The following is a 22080-nucleotide window of genomic DNA, read 5'->3' on the forward strand; positions in this document are numbered from 1 at the left end:
TTGTTGATACACTGTTGGTCTATAGTGCTGACAGGAGTTCGCAATGTCTGACGCAGCGGAAATTATCAACATGGTTCAGGATGCCGAGGGACGGTTCACGCCGCAATCGGTTGAGCGCATGGAACGTCGCACGAAAGGTCTCGTGCCCAAGCTGCTGCGCGTTGCCGGAAAGATCCCGTTCGCGGATGACCTTGCGGCAGCCTATTTTGCTGCGCGCGATCCGAGCACGCCGCTGAAGGCCAAAGGCGTGCTGTTTGCCGCCGGCGCCTATTTCGTGATGCCCGTCGATTTGCTGCCGGATTTCCTGGCCGGGCTCGGCTTCACCGATGATGCGACCGTGTTGGCCACCGCCCTCGGCATTGTCGGTATGCATGTCAAAGACAGGCATCGCGGCATGGCGAGACGCCTGCTCCGCTTGCCGGAACCGATAAAGCAGGACTGATTTCCTTATGACCCCCGACTTTCTTGCGCTGGCAGGCGCCATCGCGCTTGGCGTGCTTTTCTGGGTCTTCTGGTGCTGGCGCGACGGAAGCAGCATTCCGCGCGTGGTCGTGAAGACAGGCTCGACGACTCTTCTGGCCCTGTTCGCGTATCTGGCCGGGGGACCACTCCTGCTCGTAGCGGCGCTGGCGCTCTCATCGCTTGGGGATGCGTTTCTCGCTCTGGACGGTGAGAAATGGCTGAAGCCCGGCATGGCGGCGTTCTTCCTCGCACATGTCGCCTATGTTGTCCTTTTCTGGGGCCTGCCCCTGGCGGAGAAGAACTGGCTCGTTCCTGCGGCGCAGTTCGGGCTTGCGCTTGGCGGCGTGGCCTATGTGCGCTGGCTGTCCCCTTCCCTGGGCGACATGCGCATCCCGGTATTTGCCTATACGGGCATCATCCTGCTGATGGGTGTGCTCGCGCTCCGGCTGGACCCGCAATACTTGCTGGTGACGATTGGCGCGATGATGTTCGTCGCCTCCGACACGATCCTCGCGCGGCAGCTGTTCACGCGGCCCGAAGGCGCGCCGCCACAGCTCGTTTCGTCGCTTCTGGTCTGGGGACTTTATTTCTTTGGTCAGGCCCTGATCGCCTGGGGCATGATTGCCGTAGCAGCCTAACGCGGCTTGTCGCCATTGATCGTGGCCCGGCGCATGTGGCGGCGGTGGCCGTGATAATCATTCAGCGCATAATGCCAGACACAGCGATTGTCCCACATCGTCACGTCGCCTTCCTGCCAGCGCACGCGGCAGGTGTTGCGCTCTTCCCGTGACAGGTCGAACAAATAATTGAGCAGCGCCCGGCTTTCCTTGCGGCTCCAGCCGGCAAAGCGCAGCGTGAAAGCCGGGTTGATGAACAGGCCCTTGCGGCCCGTCTCCGGATGCGTGCGGATGACGGGGTGTTCGTATTCCGGCGCATCGGGGGCGGCTTTGGCATCCATCGACTGGCGCACGGCGGCGGAATAGCCATCGGCGCCGTATTCCTTGCTGGCCGTATGGATGGCGGTCATCCCTTCGAGGGTCTTCTTCAAGCCATCGGACAGACGGTCATAGGCGGCCTGCTGGTCAGCGAATAATGTGTCCCCACCATAGGGCGGCACGTCGATGGCATGCAGGACCGAGCCGAGCGCTGGCTCCTCAAGGAAGCTCATGTCGGAATGCCAGCCACCGCCAAAATTGGTTTTCTCGTCCGGTTCCTTGATGATTTCCATCAGTTCCGGATGGTCGTCCATGCCCTTCACATAGGGGTGGATGTTCAGCGTGCCGAACCGACGAGCAAACGCCTTCTGCTGGTCTGGCGTCAGGCCATTCTGCCCGCGCAGGACGATCACCTTGTGATCGAGAAAGGCCTGATGGATTTCATCAAAGGCCGCGTTGGAGAGATCGCCGATGAGGTCAGCCCCATGGATTTCTGCGCCGAGTGTGCCCGACAGGCGGTGAATGGTGAGGGTCATGAGCTGAAATGAAGCACCCCGCTGCGCGGGACGCAATAATGTCATTTGCGCCCTCCATGGAAATGTGAGACAGACGCGGCGGGCCAGGCGCCCCCAACGGCGCCCAGCCTATCTGTGAGGATAGGAGTAAAAACAGATGACGAATGTCGCCAAACCCGGCGTGCTGCCAGCATGCCCGCACTTTTCTTCCGGCCCGACCGCTAAGCGTCCCGGATTTTCACTCGAAAAACTCGAAACTGCCGCTCTTGGCCGCTCGCACCGTTCCGGCGATGCGAAGAAGAAGCTGAAGGCCGCGATTGACCGGTCCAAAGCCATTCTCGGCATTCCGGACGACTATCGCGTGGCCATCGTGCCTGCGTCTGACACCGGCGCCGTCGAAATGTGCATGTGGTCCATGCTGGGCGCGAAGCCCGTGGACGTGTTCGCCTGGGAAAGCTTTGGCCAGGACTGGGTCACCGATGCCACCAAGCAATTGAAGCTGCCTGAGTGCGAAACATATGGCGCCGACTATGGCGAGCTGCCGGATTTCTCCAAGGCGCGCGATGATGCGGACATCATCTTCACGTGGAACGGCACGACCTCTGGCGTGCGCGTGCCGAACGCCGACTGGATCAAGCCGAACCCCGACCGCGTCGTGATCTGCGATGCGACTTCGGCCGCCTTCGCGCAGGATATCGAATGGGCCAAGCTCGATGTCGTGACCTATTCCTGGCAGAAATGCCTCGGCGGTGAAGCGGCCCACGGCATGCTGATCCTGTCACCGAACGCCGTGCGCCGTCTCGAAACCTATACGCCGGACCGGGCCCTGCCGAAGCTGTTCCGCATGACCAAGGGCGGCAAGCTGAACGAAGACCTCTTCGCTGGCGCCACGATCAACACGCCCAGCATGCTGTGCGTGGAAGACTATCTGCAGGCGCTCGACTGGTGCGAAAGCCTGGGCGGCTGGAAGGGCATGAAAGCCCGCTCCGATGAGAGCCTTGCACATCTCACGGACTGGGTCGCCAAGACCGACTGGGTCGATTTCCTCTGTCCGGATGCGGATGTCCGCTCCAATACGGGCGTGACCTTCAAGATCGTTGATCCCCGCGTGGCCGGTCTCGACGAGGACGCCCAGCGCGCCTTCGTGAAGGCGATGATGAAACGGCTGGAAGCCGAGAATGCCTGCTTTGACGCGGCCGGATACGCAAAGGCTCCTCCGGGACTGCGCATCTGGTGTGGTGGTTCCGTTGAGCCGTCCGACGTCGCCAAGCTGACGCCGTGGCTCGACTGGGCCTTCGCCCAGGAAGCTGCAACGCTCTAGCCCGCGCACCTATTCAAAAGAGATACTGAACATGACCAAAGTTCTGATTGCTGACAAACTCAGCCCCGCCGCCGTGGACATCTTCAAGGCCCGTGGCATCGAAACCGACATCAAGGTCGGCCTGTCCAAGGACGAGCTGATCGAAATCATCCCGCAATATGACGGCCTCGCCGTGCGGTCGGCCTGCAAGCCGGACGCCGACGTGATCGCCGCCGCCGACAAGCTGAAAGTCATCGGCCGCGCCGGGATCGGCGTCGACAATATCGACATCAAGGCGGCCACCGCCAAGGGCGTGGTCGTGATGAACACGCCGTTTGGCAACGCCATCACGACGGCCGAGCACGCCATTGCGATGATGTTCGCCGCTGCCCGCCAGATCCCTGCCGCGAATGCCGAGACGCAAGAGGGCAAATGGCCGAAGTCTGGCTATATGGGTACGGAGGTCTCCTACAAGACCCTCGGCCTGATCGGCTGCGGAAACATCGGCAGCCGCGTCGCCGAGCGCGCCATCGGCCTGAAGATGAAGGTCGCCGCCTATGATCCGTTCCTGACGGATGAACGCGCCGTGGAACTGGGGGTCGAAAAGGTCGAACTCGAAGACCTCCTCGCCCGCGCAGACGTCATCACACTGCACGTTCCGCTGACGGAGCAGACCAGGAATGTCCTTTCCCGCGAAGCGCTGGAGACCACAAAGAAGGGCCTGATCCTGGTCAATTGCGCACGCGGTGGTCTCGTCGACGAGGAAGCCGTGAAGGACCTGCTGGAAAGCGGGCATATCCAAGCCGCTGCCTTTGACGTGTTCGCTGTAGAACCCGCCAAGGACAATGTTCTGTTCGGCACGAAGAACTTCATCGCCACGCCGCACCTTGGCGCGGCCACGGCCGAGGCGCAGGAGAATGTTGCCCTGCAGGTCGCCGAACAGATGTCGGACTATCTTCTCTCCGGCGCGGTGACCAATGCGCTGAACATGCCGTCGATCACCGCCGAGGAAGCCCCCCGCATCAAGCCGTTTGCAGCGCTGGCGGAAAAGCTCGGCAGCTTTGCCGGACAGATTTCGGATTTCGGCTATGATGAAGTCGTCATCGAATATGAAGGCGAAGTCGCCGACCTGAACCGCAAGCCACTCACGGCGGCCTTGCTGGCCGGCATGCTGCGCGCCTCGCGCGGTGATGTGAACATGGTGTCCGCCCCGGCGATCCTTGCCGACAGCGGCGTCAAGCTGACCGAGACCAAGACCGAGGACAGCCCGGTCTATGACAGCCTGATACGCGTCAAGGTGAAGACCAAGGCCACGAAGAACGCCCCCGAGGGCGGCTGGCGCACACTGGCCGGCACGATCATCGCCGGACAGCCCCGCATTGTCGAAGTGAAGGGCATGGCGCTGGAAGGCGATTTCTCGCCGGTCACGCTCTACGTCAACAATCTCGACAAGCCGGGCTTCATCGGCGCGCTCGGCCAGTTGCTGGGCGAATCCGGCATCAATATCGCCACCTTCCATCTGGGCCGCACGGCGGCCGGCGAAGAAGCCATTGCGCTGATTGGCATTGATGCGGCGCCGCCCGCAGACATGATGGAAACGCTCGAGGCCCTGCCCCAGGTCCGTTATGCGAAAGTGCTGACCTTCTAGGGCTTCACGCCGCGTTTCATACCGGACGCGCATAAATCCTATTCAATCAGAGCGGGCTGTTCCACGGAATGGCCCGCCTTATTTGCTCCTTTCAACATGAAAGGGTTTCCCATGGCGAAGATCGCAATCGTTTATCATTCCGGCTATGGCCATACGGCCAAAGTCACCGAACATGTCCGCAAGGGCGCTGCAGAGGCCGGGTCAGACGTCACCCTCTACAAGGCAGAGGATCTGGCTTCCCCGGAGAGCGGCCCCTGGGATGAGCTCGCAGCCGCCGACGCCATCATCTTTGGCGCGCCAACCTATATGGGCTCCGCCTCTGCCCCGATGAAACAATTCATGGACGCCTCCTCCAAGGCCTGGTTCACGGATGCCTGGAAAGACAAGATCGCCGCAGGCTTTACCAATTCCGGCTCTCTGGCCGGCGACAAGTCCGGTACGCTCGCCCAGTTCGCCACCCTCGCCGCCCAGCAAGGCATGATCTGGGTGAATTTCGGCATGAAGTCCGGCTTCAATGCCTCCAGCCACCAATTCGGTGAAGCGCTCAACCGCGCCGGTCACTCCAACGGTCTCGCCACTCAGGCCCTGACCGATCTGTCGGCCGAGGACGGCCCCGACGCCGCCGACCTGAAAACCGCTGAACTGTTTGGCGAGCGTGTCGCAAAAGCCACCCTTCGCTGGGTTCGTGGCAAGGCGTAACGGAACGCGCTTGACGGCGCGGCGTTGACTTCCATCTTGGGGATTAACCTTACAAAGGGGTAATGAATGAACCGCGCCGTCACTTTCCTTCTCTCGACACTTGCCTTCACCGCCGGAACCGCACAGGCAGACATTGTCAGCGAGGCCCGGCTGGGCGTCATGCAGGAGAATATCTGCGTCCTCGACTGCGACAATGCCGACAAGGAGCCGGGCCAGAATATCAGCGCCGAACTCCTGTTCGCCTCCCCCGATTTTCTCGACCTCATCTGGAGCCCGAAGCCTTATGTCATGGGCAGCCTGAACACGCAGGGCGATACGAGTTTCGGGGGCTTTGGCCTTCACTGGTCGTTCCAATTTGCGGACAAATGGGCCTTCGAGCCAAGCTTTGGCTATGTCGTGCATGACGGGGAACTGGCGAGCCCCTTCCCCCAAGGCGATCCTCAAGGCGACGCCTTCACCGAAGAGCATGTTCTGTTTGGCTCGCGCGACCTGTTCCGGACAACCTTCGGCCTCCACTACGACATCAACGAGACCTGGGGCACGGAACTCATGTATGAGCATCTGAGTCATGGCCAGGTCCTCGGAAACGGCCGCAACCAGGGCATCGACAATATCGGTGTCCGGGTGTCCTACACGTTTGACGATTAGGGCTCGCGCTGCGGAACCCCTTGTGAAACGCAGGCATCGTGACACTCTCTCCCCAAAATATAATGGGAGAGAACACGCATGCCGGATAAGCATATTGTCATCATCGGGGCTGGCCTTGGCGGCCTGACTGCGGCCATCAAGCTGCAGGAGGCCGGCTACGCCTACACGATCCTGGAACAGGCAGACCGCGTCGGCGGGACGTGGGCGCAGAATACGTATCCCGGATGCGCCTGTGACGTGCCGGTGGCCGCCTACCAGCTCTCCTTCGCGCAATCCATGAACTGGACGCGCGTCTTCCCGCAACAGGCGGAAATCCAGGCCTATGCCGAAGAAATCACCGACCGCTACCAGCTGCGCCCGAACCTCCGCCTGAACGAGTCCGCAGAGGAAGCCGTCTGGAATGAAGATACAAAGACATGGAGCGTCACGACCTCCAAGGGGGACACGATCGAAGCGGACGCTGTCATCGGCGCGCTCGGCCAGCTGAACCGCCCCTTCTGGCCGGACATTCCCGGCAAGGACAGTTTCAACGGCCCGGTCATGCATTCGGCTGAATGGGACCATTCGGTCGACCTTGAGGGCAAGCGTATCGCCATTATCGGTTCAGCGGCCAGCGCGGTTCAGATCATTCCGGAAGTCGCCAAGACCTGCGCCAAGGTCGGCGTGTTCCAGCGCTCGCCCAATTGGGTGATCCCGCGCAATGACCGCTTCATTGCCCCGGAAGAAATGGCGCTGATGTTCACCATTCCGGAAAAGGCGATGGAATTCGCTGAAATGAACCGCAAGCTGATCTACGAGAATGCCGACTATTTCTTCTGGCAAGCCTTCCAGTGGACCCCCGAAGGCCGGGCGCACTTCACGCGCCTTGCAACCGACCATCTGCACGAACAGGTGCCAGACGAGGCATTGCGCAAGAAGCTGACCCCGGATTACCCCGTCGGCTGCCGCCGCATCCTGATTTCGGACGATTACTTCACCACGCTGATGGAGCCGAATGTCGAGCTGATCACCGAGCACATCGCGGAGATCGTGCCGGAGGGCATCAAGACCGTGGACGGCAAAGTGCATGAGTATGACGTGATCGCCTTTGCCACCGGGTTCGAAACGACCGGCTGGCGCTGGTCGGTGGATGTGGTCGGGCGGAAGGGCCAATCCATCGCCGATGCGTGGGAAGACGGTCCGGAGGCTTATCTTGGCATCACCGTGAACGGGTTTCCGAACCTCTTTGTCCTCTATGGCCCGAACACCAATCTCGGCCACAACTCCATCACCTTCATGCTGGAACGTCAGGTCGAATACACGATCAAGGCCCTGCAGGCGCTCGACGAGAAAGGCGCCGCCGCCCTCGTTCCGACCGAAGCGGCGCAGGAGGCCTTCAACAAGGATCTGCAGGAAAAGCTCTCGAAAACGGTCTGGGCCGATCCCGCCTGCAACAGCTGGTACAAGACCGGCTCCGGCAAGATCACCCAGAACTGGGGCGGCCACACCCGCGCCTATGCCGACGCCGTCGCCGAGGTGAAGCTGAAGGATTATGAACTGGTGTGAGGGGCTTACGAGAGGTTTGTTTCTTCACCTCCGGGAAGACAGTACAAAATAGGAGATGGCGTAATGAATTCGCCTTACAAGCTCCGCTCGTACACTTCGGAAAATCGCCCAATAAACTAATTTTGTTGCAACTGGGTTCACAAATAGGCGTTTAAGGTTGCATAGAAAGCCACAATATGACGGCATAGTCGTCATCAGATGGAAACTATTGGTTCCCATTATCGGAATTGCCGATATATTGGAAACGTGAAGGAGCACACCCAATGTCATCGCAAGAATACGTAGTTCTCACCCAATGGGACGAAGAGGAAGGCGTATGGTTTGTTAAAACTAGCAACATCCCCGGCCTAGTTGTCGAAGCTGAGACATTGGAGCAATTCCGGCAAGTCGTTTGCGATGTCGCAGCAGAACTGATCGACGCTGCGGATGGAGATGATGGCTGTGGCGATATTCCTATCCAGGTTAAGGCTGAGGCGGTTGCCTGCGCTCCCCGCAAAGCGGTTGCAGCTTAGATCTTTTCTTTGATTTTCGCTTGTTTCAATGCGTCGTTTGCGGTCGCCCTGCGTTTAACGTTGGACGGGAATGATATTTTCCGCCCATCTAGGCCGATCCACATTTCATGGCTGCCTTTGCACTGCCGGTGAAATTCCCAGCCATGTTTTTTGAGAATTCCGGTTAATGGTTTGTAAAAGCCCTTGGCCATGATGGCCCTCGTAGTTGCATATGAAACGGTCTAGCAAGCGTTTGCTATTCTTCGCGGTGTACGCGAATTGCTCTCGCACTTGGCGCTCTGGCCCCCTAAAGTGCGTGCCGACCCAGCAGAAGTGTGATCTCAACCGGGGTGAAATATTTAAATCATTCTTCGGCCTCCCCGTTTACTTCCCGTGTCTGCAGCCAAGTGATTACGGTTACGATGGCGCTCATAACTTGAGTGTCACCAGCGGCCTCCTTCATCAGATCGACTAATCGGTACTCCAAAGCCTTCTCTGTAATTACGTTTGCCGCTGGCGAAGAAGGCGGCGGGGGCTGCAAAGCTGCGTCATCATCCCCGCCTTTTTTGCGCTGCCTCGAACTCTTACGGGAGCTAGGCGAGGAGTATGCGGCCTTCCTTTTGGCAATATGGGGGGAAATCTCAATTCCGGAGAATTTCGCCGCGCCGATGAAGAAGGTCGCCACCTTGTCAACGGTAGACCCCTGAATTTCAAACTGGGTGCGCAGATGCTCATCAAATTCACCTGAAGTGGCCTTTGTCAGGTCGATTCCATCCGCAAAGAGAGTAGGATAGCCGGCCTTTATGATGCTGGCCAGTATTGCGGGTCGCTCATCATCTGATGCGCTCGCAAATGCCTTGAACCGGTCATCGGGTTTGCCTTCTTCATCAATCAGCTTGAGGTACTTTAAGGCAGCAAGCACACTATAGATGATGCTGCCGGAGGCGTTGCCGAAGACCGATGGATCAATCCGACTGGGCACACCAGATTCTTTTAACTTATTGAAAATATTTATAAAAGAGCTGAAAGAGGCGTAAGGCGGAGAGATTGAGGGGGACTTGTCAGACATCGACTCTTCTTTCTGTGTGGCGTTGCGTGGCGACTTTGTATGATATCGCCACACAGAGGTCAACAGAGAAGTATCGCAGCGGCGCAGAATCTCAAAAGCCTCATCCGCGTCGGGCGGATGGGCTGGGCGCTTTCACGCGTATGTCCGCATGGACGAGGGCGTCGCCCTCGTTTGCCTTTTGCGCCGTATAAAGATGTGGAGAATCAGACTGTCGAGTTTTCCATGAGGGGGGAGCCTCGCGATGTGGTAATGAATGGAGTCCTTCCTCCCGTGAGATAAGCACCCCCCCAATTCGTCTGACGCACATCGCCCTCACACTTGGGCCCATGAGTGTTGACCGGTCTTTCCTCAGCATGGGGCTGGAAGTTGCCGAGCGCGCGCTGACCGATCTGGTCGCGCGGGACAATCTGCATCTGCGGCCCGAAAAGATGCCGCGCACGCGCCGTGCCAAGGCAAATGGCCGCCTGAAACAAATTGAACAGATCGTCCGGCGGCTGCTCACCCTCATGGCGCTCAGCCTGCACATCGTGTTCGCGCCGCCGCGCAAGCGCGCCCCGGCCCCCGGCCTGCCGGAGGGCGTCGAACTTGTCACCTTCCCCGGTGTGGCAGACTCCTGTTTCGCGCTGCTGCCCCGTGCTGGCGGCCCATTTCCGTCTGGACCAGTTATGGACACTTTCGGGACCTCTTATGGACCACAAGGACCGGTCCCGACCGCAAGACTGCTCGCACGCATCCAGGCGATCCGCCGCGTCCTGAAATCCCCGGACAGCGCCGCCAAGCGCCTTGCCCGGTTCATCCAGCGCCTCAAGGCCAGGGGCGAACCGAGGCCCATGGCAGGACATGCGCACAGCGCGTTCCGGCTGTCCCCGGAACTCGGGGCGCTGTCCACGGCGCTGCCGGGGCTCCTCAATGCCTCGCTTGAGGCAACATGGGAGGAGTCCGGCTGAGCCCGCGCCACATGCAGACCGATTGCCGGAGCGCAGGCCGCGTGTCCGGATAGGGGCGCATCCGCGCCCGCCTGCGACAAAGGGATTTCATTCCCCCCTCTTGCAATTGGTGGCCAAATCCTGCCCATGTCGCCGCGGACTTTGCAGGAGCAGGAATCATGGCCGGAGTAGTGGTTGTCGGGGCCCAATGGGGCGACGAAGGCAAGGGCAAGATCGTCGACTGGCTGTCCAGCCGCGCCGATGTGGTCGTCCGCTTTCAGGGCGGTCACAATGCCGGCCACACGCTGGTCATTGACGGCAAGGTTTTCAAGCTGGCCCTGCTCCCCTCCGGCCTCGTGCGCGGCGGCAAGCTCTCGGTCATCGGCAATGGCGTCGTGGTTGATCCGTGGCACATGCTGGAAGAGATAAAGGGCATCCAGGCCCAGGGCGTCGAAGTGACACCTGAGACGCTTGTGCTCGCCGACAATGCCTCCCTCATCCTCCCCTGGCACAAGGATATTGACGCGGCCCGCGAAGGCGCGCTCGGCGCCAGCCAGATCGGCACCACGAAGCGCGGCATCGGCCCGGCCTATGAAGACCGCGTCGGCCGCCGCGCCATCCGCGTCGCAGACCTTGCAGACCCCGCCGCCCTCGACATGAAGATCGAGCGCCTGCTGGCCCACCACAAGCCGCTGCGCATCGGTGTCGGCCTGCCGGAGCCGGACGGGGAAGCCCTGAAGGCCGAACTCCTGAAGATCGCGGACCAGATCCTGGCCTATGCCAAACCCGTCTGGAAACTGCTCGACGAACAGGTCCGCGCCGGCAAGCGCATCCTGTTCGAAGGCGCGCAAGGCGTGATGCTGGATGTCGACCACGGCACCTATCCCTTCGTCACATCGTCCAATGTGGTGGCTGGTAATGCCTCTGCCGGGTCAGGTGTCGGTCCCGGCGCGATCTCCTATGTGCTGGGCCTCGCCAAAGCCTACACGACGCGCGTCGGCTCAGGCCCCTTCCCCACCGAACAGGATAATGAGATCGGCGACCGCCTCGGCACCGTCGGCCGCGAAGTCGGCGTGAACACAGGCCGCGCCCGCCGGTGCGGCTGGTTCGACAGCGTCATGGTGCGTCAGGCCTGCGCGACCTCCGGCGTTACCGGCCTCGCCCTGACCAAGCTCGACGTGCTGGACGGCTTTGACGAGATCAAGGTCTGCGTCGCCTACAGGCTGAATGGCGAGACGATTGACCACTACCCTGCCGGCCTGACCGATCAGGCCGCTGTGGAGCCCGTCTATGAGACGCTTCAGGGCTGGAAAGGCTCAACGGCTGGCGCGCGCTCCTGGGCCGACCTTCCGGCTGAAGCGGTCAAATATGTTCGCCGCCTCGAAGAACTGGTCGGCAAACCCTGCGCCCTCGTCTCCACCTCACCGGAGCGCGAGGACGTGATCCTGATGAAGGACCCGTTCGAGGGCTAGCAGACGGTTGCCATCTTTTTAGGTAGCCCAGCTGGAACTGACACGCCGCGACCTTGTTGATCAGGACAGACAACAAGGAGACCGGACATGTCCGACACTATGAACAAGACTGAAATCGACGCCCTCAATGACGTCACCAAAGTGCTGATCGATAGCCAAAAGGGCTACGAGAAGTGCGCTGATCTCACGGACGAAAGCTTCGGCTTTCGCGCGCAGTTCCAGCAACGCGCCAGTGACCGCGCGGCCCTGATCAGCCGCTTCCAGCAGCAGGTGCAGACACTTGGCGGCGAGCCTCAGACAGATGGTGGCGCCATGGGCGCACTGCATCGCGGCTTCACGGACTTCTCTTCCCTGTTCCGCGATGACAAGAAGGCAGCGCTCTCAGCCATTGATGATGGCGAAGAGCACCTCGCAAAGGCGATCAAGGACCGGCTGGAAAAGTCCGAAGTTCAGGGCCAGGCCCGCGCGCTGCTCGAAGAAGCGTATTCAAGCGCGCGTGAAGGCGAGAGCTTTGCTGACAGCATGACCTCATAAGAGGCCAAATGCAGCAGAAATATCGGGGCGGCCCCTTTTCGGGGCTGCCCCTTTTTGTTTTTCAGAGGGTAACTCAGAAAGCCGCCTGCCATGAGGAACCAACCGCGCCTTGGCGCCGTTAGAAATAGTATTCCTCTTAACCAACGGGATTCTCTCATGTCAGACAAACCAGACCTTCACCTCGACGAGGGTGGCGCACCTCATCAGACGACTGAGGATGGCCACGAAACCATGACCACCCAGCAAGGCGTCCCAATCGCCGACGACCAGAACCATTTGAAGGCTGGTGCGCGCGGGCCGATGCTGACCGAAGATTTCATCTTCCGTGAAAAGATTTTCCACTTTGATCATGAGCGCATTCCTGAACGTGTCGTGCATGCCCGAGGCTATGGCGCGCACGGCTATTTCGAGACGCTTGACACGTTGGAAGACATCACCACGGCAGACATTTTCCAGAGAAAGGGTGAGAAGACGAATGTCTTTGCCCGTTTCTCCACGGTGGCTGGCAACAAGGGCTCGCCCGATGTGGCGCGCGATGTGCGTGGGTTTGCCGTGAAATTCTACACGAAGGAAGGCAACTGGGATATTGTCGGCAACAACATCCCCGTCTTCTTTATCCAGGATGCCATCAAGTTTCCGGATTTGATCCATGCAGCCAAGCCTGCCCCGGATCGCGGCTTCCCGCAGGCCCAGACGGCGCATGACAATTTCTGGGATTTCATCTCCCTGTCGCCGGAATCCATGAACATGGTGATGTGGATCATGTCAGACCGAACCATTCCGCGTTCATTCCGGTTCATGGAAGGCTTCGGCGTCCACACATTCCGGTTTGTGAATGCAGACGGCAAAGCGACCTTTGTGAAGTTCCACTGGAAACCAAAACAGGGCCTCCAATCGGTGGCCTGGAACGAAGCGCTCAAGATCAATGGCGCCGACCCGGATTTCCACCGCCGAGACCTGTGGGATGCCATCCAGATGGGTGACTATCCTGAGTGGGAGCTCGGCGTGCAACTGTTCGACGAGGAATTTGCCGAGAATTTCGAGTTCGACGTGCTCGACGCGACCAAGATCATACCCGAAGAACAAGTGCCGGTTCGCATTGTCGGGCGTATGGTCTTGAACCGTGTCGTCGATAATTTCTTCGCCGAGACCGAACAGGTCGCCTTCTGTACCCAGAACATTGTGCCCGGCGTCGACTTCACGGCCGACCCGCTGCTGCAGGGCCGCAACTTTTCCTATCTGGACACCCAGTTGAAGCGCCTTGGCGGTCCGAACTTCACGCATATCCCGATCAACCGTCCGCAATGCCCGATGCGCCACTTCCAGCAGGATGGACATATGGCGATGGAGAACCCCAAGAGCCGCGCCAATTACGAGCCCAACAGCTGGGGACCGGAAGAAGGCGGCCCGCGCGAAGATCCGGCCAAGGGATACCGGTCCTACGCCGAGTCCGTCGGCGGAGAAAAGACACGCCTGCGTCCGGAATCTTTTGCCGATCATTACAGCCAGGCCCGCCAATTCTATGTCAGCCAGACCAAGGTCGAGCAAAAGCACATGGCAGATGCCCTGACCTTCGAGCTCAGCAAGGTTCAGAAGATGGAAATCCGTCTTCGCATGCTGTCGCACCTGCTGAACATTGATGAGGATCTGGCAAAGAAAGTGGCGGATGGCCTCGGCGTGTCCGACATGCCACCAGCAGCTGACCCGGCGAGCCCGCCCATCACGGATCTACCTGCCTCCGATCCCCTGAGCATCCTGAAGAATGCTCCGGGCAGTTTCGCTGGCCGCAAGCTGGGGATCTTTGCCACTGACGGCGCGGATGCAGACCTTCTGAACGCGCTGAAAGAGGAAGTCACCTCGGCAGGCGGAATGACGATGCTGATCAGCCCGAAAGTGGGCGGGATCACGCTCAGTGACGGATCCCACATGGCGGCCGACGAAAAGATCGATGGTGGTCCATCAGTGCTCTTCGATGCCGTCGCCCTGCTGATCTCAGAAGACGGCGCGGACATGGTGAAGAACGACGCCCCCAGCCGGGATTTCGTGGCGGATGCGTTCGCGCATTGCAAATTCATCGGCTATGTCGAAACGGCCCAGCCTCTCATGGAGAAGGCCAGCGTCTGGGATGCCAAGGATGAGGGCTGTATCGCACTCAGCAAGACCGGAGATGTACCTGGTTTCGTGAAGACACTCGGCAAGCTCCGCCATTGGGATCGCGAACCGATGGTTGACCTTGACGGCTAGGGCAAGGCCCAGCCCTGGAATTGAAACGAACATCAAGGAAGGCGGCCAGGTCGCCTTCCTTTTTTATGTGTCCATTACACGGCGGACCCATTTCGTGGTGCCTTCTTCCATGCCTTTGAATTTGGGCAGGGAGTCCAGGCGACCAACGAACAGGGCGTCCGGCTGGGCGAGGCGTTTGACGTGGTGGTAGAGCCTGGCCTGCGTCTCCGGCGTTGAAACAAGAAACAGACGTTCATCCAGCTTCCGGGTCATCAGAGAGATATTGGAGGCCTGCAGCATTTTCCCGCCCGTGTAATAGACGACAAACATATCGGCGTCCGGCAAATCTGGATCAATCATGGAAACATCCCGTCATTTTTGAAATAACGCGGCAGGCTTCAGGAGGTTTCGAAAGACTTCGGAATGGTGGGCGGTACAAGGTTCGAACTTGTGACCCCTACGATGTCAACGTAGTGCTCTACCACTGAGCTAACCGCCCGATCCATTCGGAAGCAGGGGTAATGGATAATTCGGCGCGCGCCGTCAAGACGGGTTTGGCGGTGTAACGACGCAGAGGGCAATTTTCTGCAGTATTGGCTCCGGCGTTTCGGGATCTTCAGCGAAAAACCAGACCTCCCCAAACGGGTCATTTGCAGAAAATGCATGCTCTTCCAACTGGAATGAAAACCAGTGGCCAAGTTCCGAGGGCGTCAGGGAGACGATGTTCAGACCCTCAAGGGTGGAAAGGCGCAAAATGCAGTCGTCGAGGCTCATGGCTGCTGGCGCATCGAAGAAATGCCGGCCAGCATCATGGGATATGGATTTCAGCAGCTTGGGAGGCTCAATGTCAGAGCCCTCCCCCATCAGGCCGCCATCACCTTGTCGACTTCGTCGACGATCTCGCGAAGATGGAACGGCTTTGACAGCACCTTGGCGCCAGCAGGGGTCGGCGCCCCGGAGGACAGTGCCACGGCCGCAAATCCCGTGATGAAGACGATCTTCATGGCCGGGTCCAGTTCGGCGCCGCGGCGCGCGAGTTCGATGCCATCCAGGCCCGGCATGACGATATCGGTCAGCAGCAGGTCGAAGACTTCCCGTTCGAGCGCAGACAGGGCACTTTCACCGTCGGCATAGTCCTGGATTTCGTGCCCGGCGCGGCGCAGGGCAGCGGCCAGGAACATGCGCATGGAGTCATCATCTTCGGCCAGCAATATCTTGGTCACGCGGAAAGCCCTCTTCTCGGTAGAACCCTAAGCATAAAGACCTAGTTCGGTAAATCAGGCGTGAATACGCAGCCGGGCAAAGCCGTAAATTTGCGCCGCAACTGTCCGGTGATCGGCAAAAAGGCTTGACCTTCAGGCAAACAGGGAAACGATGTGGTGGATGACAGACGCCCCCCAATTTCTTGACAGGCCTGAACATTTTGAGCGGTCGCCCCTTCTGCCGGAGAGCGCGTCGACGATGGTTGGGTATGAAATCCCCTATCGGCTAGAAATACCGGAAAAAATGTCTGCGCCGGTTGTTTTTGCGTCGCCGCATTCCGGCAGCCTCTATCCGGGCGACATGCGCGAGGCCCTCTGTGTGCCCCTCGAGACCGTTCGCCGGACGGAAGATGCGTTTGTAGATGAGCTGTTTCGCGCAGTCCCTCACAAGGGCGGCATCCTTGTTGCGGCGAAATACGCCCGCACGGTCGCAGACCTCAACCGGGACCCAAGGGAACTGGACCCGGACATGTTCAGCGACGGCGTCCCTCGCCCATGCGGCATGCCGACCGCCCGGGTCGATGCCGGGCTGGGCTGCCTGCCCCGCGTCGCGGCCCGGGGAGAAACCATTTATGGCCGCCGCCTCACCCGCGCGGAGGGCGAAGCGCGCCTGTCCGGCATCCACGACCTCTACCATCAATGCCTCGCGACAGAGCTTGGCAGTCTGAAAGAACGCAATGGCCGCGCTTTCCTGATCGACTGTCACTCCATGCCCAGCGTCCAGCCCGGACGACGAAACCTGGCAGACATCGTGCTGGGCGATCGGTTCGGCTCCAGCTGTGACCCACGCCTGACCGGACGGATTGAGCGGGCATTCCGGGCGCACGGATTCAGCGTGGCGCGCAATGCCCCCTATGCCGGCGGCTATACGACACGCCGCTATGGTCGGCCCAAACGCGACTTCCATGCTGTCCAGATCGAGATCAATCGCGGTCTCTATATGGATGAGCAGGCCGTGGCGACGAATTCGGGCTTTGAGCAGTTGCAGCAGACCCTGGCCGGCATTGTCGACGAGATCCTCTCAGTGGCAGACCAGATCGGCCAACGTTGATCTGACGGACCCCCACCTACTCCAATGCCTTGTTTTCAAAAAAAAGGCCGCGCTACGAGAGCGCGGCCAAGGTCAAAGGGAGGAAACGCCAGAGGCGTCTGCACCGGAGTGCATGACCAGATTTATGTTGCGGCGCACAAAACGCAACAGTTGAATTCGTAAAAGTCTGCATTTTTGAAAACCAGCCCAAATTTTAGGCAAATCTGCTTATCGGCACGCCGTTTGCGTAGGACCAGTCCGAACATCCCGTTTTGGGACTGATACCGGTCCCATGCGCAAGGAGCTGAACATGGCTGATGAAACAGACCTGCACGTGGGCAAACGCCTTCGCCGCCGCCGCCGACTGCTTGGCATGACCCAGCAGGACCTTGCGAGCCAGGTGGGTGTGCGTTTCCAACAGATCCAGAAATATGAGTGCGGCGCGAACCGCATTACGGCATCTCGCCTCTACGAATTGGCCAAGGCCATGAACGTATCGGTGCAGTATTTCTTTGATGGCATTCCCGCTGCCGACGCTCCGGACGCCGCCAATGATGCCGAACGCATGGAAGGCGACATCCTCTCACAGAAAGAGACGCTGGAACTGGTCCGCGCCTATTACCGCCTCGGCGAACGCCCGCGCAAACGCCTGCTGGAACTGGCCAAGGCGCTGGAAGGCGACACGAGCAGTACAGGCGTCGCTTGACGACCTCTGCCGGGCGGGGCAAGCCCTGCCCGGATGACAAATTCCTTCTCCCTTGAAGATGAGCTGGCCTTCGCAGGCCGTCTCGCAGATGCGGCCTGGACAGCCATCCGGCCGCATTTTCGTGCGCTGGATGCGGTCGACAACAAGATCACCACCGCCCAAGCCATGTTTGACCCGGTCACGGCCGCCGATACGGGCGCCGAAACCGCTATGCGCGCCCTGATCGAGGCGGAGCGGCCTGATCATGGCATCATCGGCGAGGAATTTCCCGCTAAACCCTCGAAGAACGGGTTCACCTGGCTGCTCGACCCGATTGATGGCACGCGCGCCTTCGTGGGCGGGTTGCCGACCTGGACGACGCTGATCGCCTTGTGTGACGAAGCCGGCACGCCCCTCATCGGCATCATTGACCAGCCGGTTCTGGACGAGCGTTATCTCGGCTGGCCGGGCGGCGCAGCTCTTCAGCATGCGGGCGAGCAAAGCCCGATCCGGGTGTCTGATTGCCGCGATCTGCGCGAAGCGGTCATCTCCACGACGGATCCATTCATCCTGAACCCGGCCGAACAGGGCGCCTGGACGCATTTGCGTGCCACCGCCCGGATCAGCCGCTATGGCCTTGATGCCTATGCCTATGCCCGGCTCGCCGCTGGCACGATCGATCTTGTGGCGGAAAGCAGCCTGAAGGCATGGGATGTGGCCGCGCTGATCCCCGTGGTACGCGGCGCAGGCGGCCTCGCTACAGATTGGCGCGGCAATCCGCCGAAGCTCGGGGGCCAGATCGTCTGCTGCGCCAGCGCGGAAATCCTCGAACAGGCCCTGCTGGCGCTCCGGCGATCCGCCGACACTTGAGCGCCTAGGGGCCCTCGACCTCATATCCTTTGGCTTCCAGCATCTCGATGACGCTGTCTTCACCCGCCAGATGGCCAGCGCCCACCGCGATCAACCGCGTGCCGGGCTCATCCAGCATGGCTTCGATCTTTCCGACCCAAACTTCGTTGCGCGATTTCAACAACGCCTCATAAACCTCGTCTGAGCCCATCATGTCCGGATTGGACATGAGCAGGCCAATGCCATGCACATCGCCATCGACCCATTCGGAGACCAGCGTGTCGAGCACGTCGCCGCCTTCCTCGATCGACTCCGCAGAGCTGACCAGAAAATCCACTTGAACGTCGGTCGGCATGTTGGCAAGCCGGCCAAGCTGCTCGTCAATCGTCTCCAGATAGGCAAATGACTTGCCCGCCGCGCGCGCCTCAGCGCCCAGCACGGTCTCAACGCCGGAATTCGGGTCGAAGCCCTCTTTCTTGATCTGCAGCACGGACAGATTGACCGCCGCCCACCAGGGCCGGAACGGCTCTATCGCGCCGAGCGGCAGGCCGACATGGTCCAGCGCCTTCTGCAATTCGGCACGCTCCAACTCGCTGAGCAGGCTCGACAATTGCTGGCCGCCTTCGAGCATACCTTCGTTCGAAATGAATTTCATCATTTCGGAAGCGGCCGCCTGGCTCGTTACATCTGCTTCAAACACGATTGTGTCGGCCTCGGCAAAGGCGGAATCCATCTCGTCACTGCGCCAATCCAGATCCGGGCGAAGCAAATGCACTGTGCCGAAAATATAGAGCGTCGTGTCTTCGTCACTGAGCGTCCAGAGCGCGGGCTCCCCTGCCCCGCGAGACGCCTCGGCTTCAGCCAGGGCGTCTTCATAGGCGGCTTTCTGGGCTTCCAGCTGCGCGGCGCGGTCGGCGCCCTCGTCTCGCGAAATTGGCTTTTCGGCCCCTTCATCAGGCCCACAGGCCGTAACGCCGAGCAGCAGCGCCATCGCTGCCCCTGTCATGACAGTGGAAAACTTCCGCATCTCTGACTCCTGAAATTATGTCTGTTCCAGACCTATCCCAATCGGACCGAGGCGCAAGCGCCGAGCGCCACGCAAACCGCATTCCGGCGTTGCACTCGGCGGCAGCTTGCCGTATTCACCGGCTTCGGTTTGCACCCATAGCTCAGCTGGATAGAGCGCTGCCCTCCGAAGGCAGAGGTCAGAGGTTCGAATCCTCTTGGGTGCGCCATATTCCCGGTTAATTGTTCGCACCCACGGTCTCGATCAGCCCAATTCCCCAACATCCAGATATGGTGCGGCATCAAGCGCCTCGGCGTCGAGGAGGCCCGCGGCGCGTTCGAGGGCGGCGACGAGCATGGCTTGTTCCCAGTCTGGCAGCGTGTCGAAACGCACTGCAAAGGTCTCGTGCAGCGGGTCCGGCGCGACAGACAGCGCCTCCTTTCCCTCCGGCAAGAGGTTCAGCCAGACCCGGCGGCGATCCGTGTCACAGCGGCGCCGGGCAATCAGGCCGCGCGCTTCCAGTTTGTCGACGAGGCTGGTGATGGTGGCGTGCTTGAGCTGAGTTCCCTCCGCGACATGGCCGGCGGAGACCTCCCCCTGCTCGTCCAGCATACGCAACACCGTCAATTGCGACGGGGTCAGCCCGGCCGTCTGGGCAAGGCGTTTGGAGGCGAGTTCGGTCATGCGCTGGATCTTGCGCAGCGCAATCAAGGCATCATCGGACCGTGTGCTCACATGAGAAACCCTATTCAGGCGCGAGGTCTGGCCCCAGCGCGGCTTTCAGAGGCTGAAGGTGTGCCTCATAGGGGCGCCATTGTTCAAGTCCGCTCTTGTTGATCGGGCGGCGTACCTGTTCGGAGCTCGCCGTGCGCACAGCCCGGTCAGTCTTGTGAAAGTCGACACAGGCCCGGTCGAAGGGCAGGCCGCAATAGTCGAGGATACGCCGTACCTGGCCTTCGAGGTCATCGAGCACGTCTTCATGCTGGACCCGCAGGATGCGCCCCTCTGGCAGGACGCTGTCCCAATGCGCCATCAGGTCGACATAGCCGCGATAATAATTGCCGATATCGTCCAGGCTGTAAGTGAATTCCTGGCCTTCCGCGAACAGCTGCTTGAAGCCGGACCAGCAGCAATCCATCGGGTTGCGCCGGGCGTCGATGATCCTGGCATTTGGCAGGATCAGATGGATCAGGCCGATATGCCGGAAATTGTTCGGCATCTTGTCGGTGAAGAAGGCCGCGCCCTGACGGTGGATGCGCGTCGTTTCGATATATTCCTCGCCAAGCGCCTTGAACTCCTCCGCTGGCAGTTCATGCAGGATGCGGGGATAGCGTTCCCGATCCGTCAGCTGCTTGCGCCCGCGCAGGCGGTGGGCGAGCGACAGGATATTGGGCAGCTCCAGCGTTCCGTCCACGTCGGGATGCGAGGCAAGAATCTGTTCGATCAGGGTTGAGCCGGCGCGCGGCAGACCGAGAATGAAGATCGGGTCCGGTGCAGCGCACCCTTTCCCGCCCTGGGCCTCGAACAGATCGGCCGTGCAGATGGCTTTCTGCGCGTCGAACTCGGCATGCATCTGCTCGGTCGTGTAGCGCACCGTCTGGTGCTTCAGTGCATTGCCTTGTGCATAGGCCGTAAAGGCGGCGTCATGATTGCCGCGATCTTCCTGCGCCTTGCCAAGGGCAAAGGCGATGTGGATGCGGGACATGTGGTCAATGTCCGGCGCCGCGAACTGAGCCTCGAGCCGGGAAAGTTCATCATCGCCGAATGTATAGGTCTTCAAATTTGCGAGACCATACCAGGCATCCCCCTGCCCCGGCGCAATCTCGGTTGCAGCCTGGTAGGAGGCGATCGCATCCTCCGTACGCCCATAGGTCTTCAGGGCATGTCCGCGTGAGACAAGCGTGGCCGGATCGTTCGGAATTTTCTCGAGAACGCGCTCAAAATAATCCAGCGCCGTTTCATAGTCGCCCGCCTGCATGCTTTCGATAGCAAAGTGCGACTGGAACAAGGGATTGTCCGGGTCGCGCGCCATCAGCACTTTGGCCTGCTCAAGCGCCTCGGCGAATTTCTGCCGCTTGCGCAGCACCTGGATATAGTCGAGCCGGAGCTGGATATTATCGGGATCGAGATCGACGGCACTTTCCAGCAGGAAGTCTGCATCTTCCTGGACGCCTAGACGCGAGCCGATATCAGCCAGCAAACGCATGCCCTCGACATGGGTCGGGTGACGCTGAAGAAACGCACGCGCGATTTCCTCGGCGCGAAAGACGCGGCCTTCATGAATATGATTGGTCACGGCTTGCAGGTCACGCGGCAGAGCGCGGACTCGCTCAGTCTGCGCGCGGGCATTGCTGGCTGCGTCGTTATTGCCCGCCTGCTGGTACAAGTCGCCCAGCGCAGACCAGCTGGCAATGAGCGCCGGGTTGTAGCGCGTTGCGCGCTCATATGCGCCGATGGCACCGGGCATATCTCCGAGCTTTCGTTTGAGGTGACCTTCTTCCTGATAGGCCCGGCCGAAATCCGGAGATACCGCCTTCAGGGTTGCAAGATGTGCAAGAGCGTCGGCGCTACGGCCCTCATAGCGCGCGCAGACCGCCGCCATGTATAGCGCATCCTTGTGAGTGGGATCGCCTGCCAGAATTGTATCGGTGATCCGCGCGGCGGCAGCGAAGTCGCCTGCCTGAATGGCTTTTTGCGCGTCCCGAAGGGCGAGGTCCGGATCGGCCGTGGCGGTCATGGCGTGGCGTAAAGCTCCAGTCAAAATGAAAACAGCGCCCTGAA

At 60.2% G+C, this 22080-nt stretch carries 24 protein-coding genes and 2 tRNA genes; 16 read left to right on the forward strand and 10 right to left on the reverse strand.

What is annotated here, in order from left to right; translation table 11 throughout:
• The first annotated feature begins 43 nt into the window (after window positions 1–43).
• Both V7660_RS14580 and V7660_RS14585 read left to right on the forward strand, forming a co-directional pair.
• On the forward strand, window positions 44–442 hold the full coding sequence (locus V7660_RS14580) for a YkvA family protein (protein ID WP_335603785.1): 399 nt from the start codon (window positions 44–46) through the stop codon (window positions 440–442).
• 7 nt (window positions 443–449) lie between these two features.
• On the forward strand, window positions 450–1100 hold the full coding sequence (locus V7660_RS14585) for a lysoplasmalogenase (RefSeq protein WP_335603786.1): 651 nt from the start codon (window positions 450–452) through the stop codon (window positions 1098–1100).
• On the opposite strand, the gene V7660_RS14590 is transcribed toward V7660_RS14585, so the two are convergent.
• Complete coding sequence (locus tag V7660_RS14590; RefSeq protein ID WP_335603787.1) at window positions 1097–1933, reverse strand: TauD/TfdA dioxygenase family protein; 837 nt, start codon at window positions 1931–1933, stop codon at window positions 1097–1099. The genes V7660_RS14585 and V7660_RS14590 overlap by 4 nt on opposite strands.
• Window positions 1934–2069: 136 nt before the next feature.
• Here V7660_RS14590 and V7660_RS14595 point away from each other — a divergent pair, with 136 nt between their 5' ends.
• The 6 genes from V7660_RS14595 (at window position 2070) to V7660_RS14620 (ending at window position 8264) form a co-directional block, all read left to right on the forward strand.
• A complete protein-coding gene (locus tag V7660_RS14595) occupies window positions 2070–3233 on the forward strand; it encodes a phosphoserine transaminase (RefSeq protein WP_335603788.1) in 1164 nt (387 codons plus the stop codon).
• Between the two features lie 31 nt (window positions 3234–3264).
• Complete coding sequence (gene serA / locus V7660_RS14600) at window positions 3265–4860, forward strand: phosphoglycerate dehydrogenase (protein WP_335603789.1); 1596 nt, start codon at window positions 3265–3267, stop codon at window positions 4858–4860.
• A 111-nt stretch (window positions 4861–4971) separates the two neighbouring features.
• Window positions 4972–5559 carry a flavodoxin family protein gene (locus V7660_RS14605; protein WP_335603790.1) on the forward strand — a complete coding sequence of 196 codons (588 nt, stop codon included), beginning with the start codon at window positions 4972–4974 and terminating at the stop codon, window positions 5557–5559.
• 66 nt (window positions 5560–5625) lie between these two features.
• On the forward strand, window positions 5626–6207 hold the full coding sequence (locus V7660_RS14610; protein ID WP_335603791.1) for an acyloxyacyl hydrolase: 582 nt from the start codon (window positions 5626–5628) through the stop codon (window positions 6205–6207).
• A 78-nt stretch (window positions 6208–6285) separates the two neighbouring features.
• Window positions 6286–7752 carry a flavin-containing monooxygenase gene (locus V7660_RS14615; RefSeq protein ID WP_335603792.1) on the forward strand — a complete coding sequence of 489 codons (1467 nt, stop codon included), beginning with the start codon at window positions 6286–6288 and terminating at the stop codon, window positions 7750–7752.
• A 263-nt stretch (window positions 7753–8015) separates the two neighbouring features.
• Window positions 8016–8264 carry a DUF1902 domain-containing protein gene (locus tag V7660_RS14620; protein WP_335603793.1) on the forward strand — a complete coding sequence of 83 codons (249 nt, stop codon included), beginning with the start codon at window positions 8016–8018 and terminating at the stop codon, window positions 8262–8264.
• On the opposite strand, the gene V7660_RS14625 is transcribed toward V7660_RS14620, so the two are convergent.
• Window positions 8261–8455, reverse strand: a complete 195-nt coding sequence (locus V7660_RS14625; protein WP_335603794.1) for a type II toxin-antitoxin system HicA family toxin — start codon at window positions 8453–8455, stop codon at window positions 8261–8263. The genes V7660_RS14620 and V7660_RS14625 overlap by 4 nt on opposite strands.
• Window positions 8456–8607: 152 nt before the next feature.
• On the reverse strand, window positions 8608–9312 hold the full coding sequence (locus tag V7660_RS14630) for a DUF5343 domain-containing protein (protein ID WP_335603795.1): 705 nt from the start codon (window positions 9310–9312) through the stop codon (window positions 8608–8610).
• A gap of 326 nt (window positions 9313–9638) precedes the next feature.
• Between V7660_RS14630 and V7660_RS14635 the strand changes: the two genes are divergently transcribed.
• The 4 genes from V7660_RS14635 (at window position 9639) to V7660_RS14650 (ending at window position 14488) form a co-directional block, all read left to right on the forward strand.
• A complete protein-coding gene (locus tag V7660_RS14635) occupies window positions 9639–10259 on the forward strand; it encodes a hypothetical protein (RefSeq protein ID WP_335603796.1) in 621 nt (206 codons plus the stop codon).
• A gap of 158 nt (window positions 10260–10417) precedes the next feature.
• The gene (locus V7660_RS14640) at window positions 10418–11710 is read left to right on the forward strand and encodes an adenylosuccinate synthase (protein ID WP_335603797.1); all 1293 of its coding nucleotides are present in this window, start codon (window positions 10418–10420) and stop codon (window positions 11708–11710) included.
• 87 nt (window positions 11711–11797) lie between these two features.
• The gene (locus tag V7660_RS14645) at window positions 11798–12244 is read left to right on the forward strand and encodes a PA2169 family four-helix-bundle protein (protein ID WP_335603798.1); all 447 of its coding nucleotides are present in this window, start codon (window positions 11798–11800) and stop codon (window positions 12242–12244) included.
• Window positions 12245–12400: 156 nt separating this feature from the next.
• The gene (locus V7660_RS14650) at window positions 12401–14488 is read left to right on the forward strand and encodes a catalase (protein WP_335603799.1); all 2088 of its coding nucleotides are present in this window, start codon (window positions 12401–12403) and stop codon (window positions 14486–14488) included.
• A gap of 63 nt (window positions 14489–14551) precedes the next feature.
• Here the strand turns inward: V7660_RS14650 and V7660_RS14655 are convergent, their stop codons facing one another.
• The 4 genes from V7660_RS14655 to cpdR all read right to left on the reverse strand — a co-directional run bounded on the left by V7660_RS14655 (window position 14552) and on the right by cpdR (window position 15690).
• Window positions 14552–14827 carry a hypothetical protein gene (locus V7660_RS14655; RefSeq protein ID WP_335603800.1) on the reverse strand — a complete coding sequence of 92 codons (276 nt, stop codon included), beginning with the start codon at window positions 14825–14827 and terminating at the stop codon, window positions 14552–14554.
• Between the two features lie 64 nt (window positions 14828–14891).
• A tRNA-Val gene (locus V7660_RS14660) sits at window positions 14892–14966 on the reverse strand.
• A gap of 44 nt (window positions 14967–15010) precedes the next feature.
• Window positions 15011–15331 carry a hypothetical protein gene (locus V7660_RS14665; RefSeq protein ID WP_335603801.1) on the reverse strand — a complete coding sequence of 107 codons (321 nt, stop codon included), beginning with the start codon at window positions 15329–15331 and terminating at the stop codon, window positions 15011–15013.
• Window positions 15331–15690: a cell cycle two-component system response regulator CpdR gene (cpdR, locus tag V7660_RS14670; protein ID WP_035554241.1), complete on the reverse strand. Its 360-nt coding sequence runs from the start codon at window positions 15688–15690 to the stop codon at window positions 15331–15333. The genes V7660_RS14665 and cpdR overlap by 1 nt, the downstream gene beginning before the upstream one ends.
• Before the next feature lie 160 nt (window positions 15691–15850).
• On the opposite strand from cpdR, the gene V7660_RS14675 reads away from it, so the two are divergent.
• The 3 genes from V7660_RS14675 to hisN all read left to right on the forward strand — a co-directional run bounded on the left by V7660_RS14675 (window position 15851) and on the right by hisN (window position 18314).
• A complete protein-coding gene (locus tag V7660_RS14675; protein ID WP_335603802.1) occupies window positions 15851–16780 on the forward strand; it encodes an N-formylglutamate amidohydrolase in 930 nt (309 codons plus the stop codon).
• Between the two features lie 289 nt (window positions 16781–17069).
• Complete coding sequence (locus V7660_RS14680; RefSeq protein ID WP_034816976.1) at window positions 17070–17465, forward strand: helix-turn-helix domain-containing protein; 396 nt, start codon at window positions 17070–17072, stop codon at window positions 17463–17465.
• A 33-nt stretch (window positions 17466–17498) separates the two neighbouring features.
• Window positions 17499–18314, forward strand: a complete 816-nt coding sequence (gene hisN / locus V7660_RS14685; RefSeq protein WP_335603803.1) for a histidinol-phosphatase — start codon at window positions 17499–17501, stop codon at window positions 18312–18314.
• 4 nt (window positions 18315–18318) lie between these two features.
• Here the strand turns inward: hisN and V7660_RS14690 are convergent, their stop codons facing one another.
• Window positions 18319–19320: a TraB/GumN family protein gene (locus V7660_RS14690; RefSeq protein WP_335603804.1), complete on the reverse strand. Its 1002-nt coding sequence runs from the start codon at window positions 19318–19320 to the stop codon at window positions 18319–18321.
• Between the two features lie 131 nt (window positions 19321–19451).
• Between V7660_RS14690 and V7660_RS14695 the strand changes: the two genes are divergently transcribed.
• A tRNA-Arg gene (locus V7660_RS14695) sits at window positions 19452–19528 on the forward strand.
• A gap of 35 nt (window positions 19529–19563) precedes the next feature.
• Here the strand turns inward: V7660_RS14695 and V7660_RS14700 are convergent.
• Together V7660_RS14700 and V7660_RS14705 are read right to left on the reverse strand one after the other, a co-directional pair.
• Window positions 19564–20034, reverse strand: a complete 471-nt coding sequence (locus tag V7660_RS14700) for a MarR family winged helix-turn-helix transcriptional regulator (protein WP_335603805.1) — start codon at window positions 20032–20034, stop codon at window positions 19564–19566.
• 10 nt (window positions 20035–20044) lie between these two features.
• Window positions 20045–22036 (reverse strand): tetratricopeptide repeat-containing sulfotransferase family protein, encoded by a 1992-nt coding sequence (locus V7660_RS14705; RefSeq protein ID WP_335603806.1) that lies wholly within the window; start codon window positions 22034–22036, stop codon window positions 20045–20047.
• Between the last annotated feature and the right edge of the window lie 44 nt (window positions 22037–22080).

Source organism: Hyphomonas sp., assembly GCF_036964145.1.
In the GTDB taxonomy this organism is placed as follows: domain Bacteria; phylum Pseudomonadota; class Alphaproteobacteria; order Caulobacterales; family Hyphomonadaceae; genus Hyphomonas.

What these genes read in the sequence shown, in the direction of transcription:
- V7660_RS14580 (WP_335603785.1), top strand. Translation starts at nt 44, where the DNA reads ATGTCTGACGCAGCGGAAATTATCAACATGGTTCAGGATGCCGAGGGA.
- V7660_RS14585 (WP_335603786.1), top strand. Translation starts at nt 450, where the DNA reads ATGACCCCCGACTTTCTTGCGCTGGCAGGCGCCATCGCGCTTGGCGTG.
- V7660_RS14590 (WP_335603787.1), bottom strand. Translation starts at nt 1,933, where the DNA reads ATGACCCTCACCATTCACCGCCTGTCGGGCACACTCGGCGCAGAAATC.
- V7660_RS14595 (WP_335603788.1), top strand. Translation starts at nt 2,070, where the DNA reads ATGACGAATGTCGCCAAACCCGGCGTGCTGCCAGCATGCCCGCACTTT.
- serA (WP_335603789.1), top strand. Translation starts at nt 3,265, where the DNA reads ATGACCAAAGTTCTGATTGCTGACAAACTCAGCCCCGCCGCCGTGGAC.
- V7660_RS14605 (WP_335603790.1), top strand. Translation starts at nt 4,972, where the DNA reads ATGGCGAAGATCGCAATCGTTTATCATTCCGGCTATGGCCATACGGCC.
- V7660_RS14610 (WP_335603791.1), top strand. Translation starts at nt 5,626, where the DNA reads ATGAACCGCGCCGTCACTTTCCTTCTCTCGACACTTGCCTTCACCGCC.
- V7660_RS14615 (WP_335603792.1), top strand. Translation starts at nt 6,286, where the DNA reads ATGCCGGATAAGCATATTGTCATCATCGGGGCTGGCCTTGGCGGCCTG.
- V7660_RS14620 (WP_335603793.1), top strand. Translation starts at nt 8,016, where the DNA reads ATGTCATCGCAAGAATACGTAGTTCTCACCCAATGGGACGAAGAGGAA.
- V7660_RS14625 (WP_335603794.1), bottom strand. Translation starts at nt 8,455, where the DNA reads ATGGCCAAGGGCTTTTACAAACCATTAACCGGAATTCTCAAAAAACAT.
- V7660_RS14630 (WP_335603795.1), bottom strand. Translation starts at nt 9,312, where the DNA reads ATGTCTGACAAGTCCCCCTCAATCTCTCCGCCTTACGCCTCTTTCAGC.
- V7660_RS14635 (WP_335603796.1), top strand. Translation starts at nt 9,639, where the DNA reads ATGAGTGTTGACCGGTCTTTCCTCAGCATGGGGCTGGAAGTTGCCGAG.
- V7660_RS14640 (WP_335603797.1), top strand. Translation starts at nt 10,418, where the DNA reads ATGGCCGGAGTAGTGGTTGTCGGGGCCCAATGGGGCGACGAAGGCAAG.
- V7660_RS14645 (WP_335603798.1), top strand. Translation starts at nt 11,798, where the DNA reads ATGTCCGACACTATGAACAAGACTGAAATCGACGCCCTCAATGACGTC.
- V7660_RS14650 (WP_335603799.1), top strand. Translation starts at nt 12,401, where the DNA reads ATGTCAGACAAACCAGACCTTCACCTCGACGAGGGTGGCGCACCTCAT.
- V7660_RS14655 (WP_335603800.1), bottom strand. Translation starts at nt 14,827, where the DNA reads ATGATTGATCCAGATTTGCCGGACGCCGATATGTTTGTCGTCTATTAC.
- V7660_RS14665 (WP_335603801.1), bottom strand. Translation starts at nt 15,331, where the DNA reads ATGGGGGAGGGCTCTGACATTGAGCCTCCCAAGCTGCTGAAATCCATA.
- V7660_RS14675 (WP_335603802.1), top strand. Translation starts at nt 15,851, where the DNA reads ATGACAGACGCCCCCCAATTTCTTGACAGGCCTGAACATTTTGAGCGG.
- V7660_RS14680 (WP_034816976.1), top strand. Translation starts at nt 17,070, where the DNA reads ATGGCTGATGAAACAGACCTGCACGTGGGCAAACGCCTTCGCCGCCGC.
- hisN (WP_335603803.1), top strand. Translation starts at nt 17,499, where the DNA reads ATGACAAATTCCTTCTCCCTTGAAGATGAGCTGGCCTTCGCAGGCCGT.
- V7660_RS14690 (WP_335603804.1), bottom strand. Translation starts at nt 19,320, where the DNA reads ATGCGGAAGTTTTCCACTGTCATGACAGGGGCAGCGATGGCGCTGCTG.
- V7660_RS14705 (WP_335603806.1), bottom strand. Translation starts at nt 22,036, where the DNA reads ATGACCGCCACGGCCGATCCGGACCTCGCCCTTCGGGACGCGCAAAAA.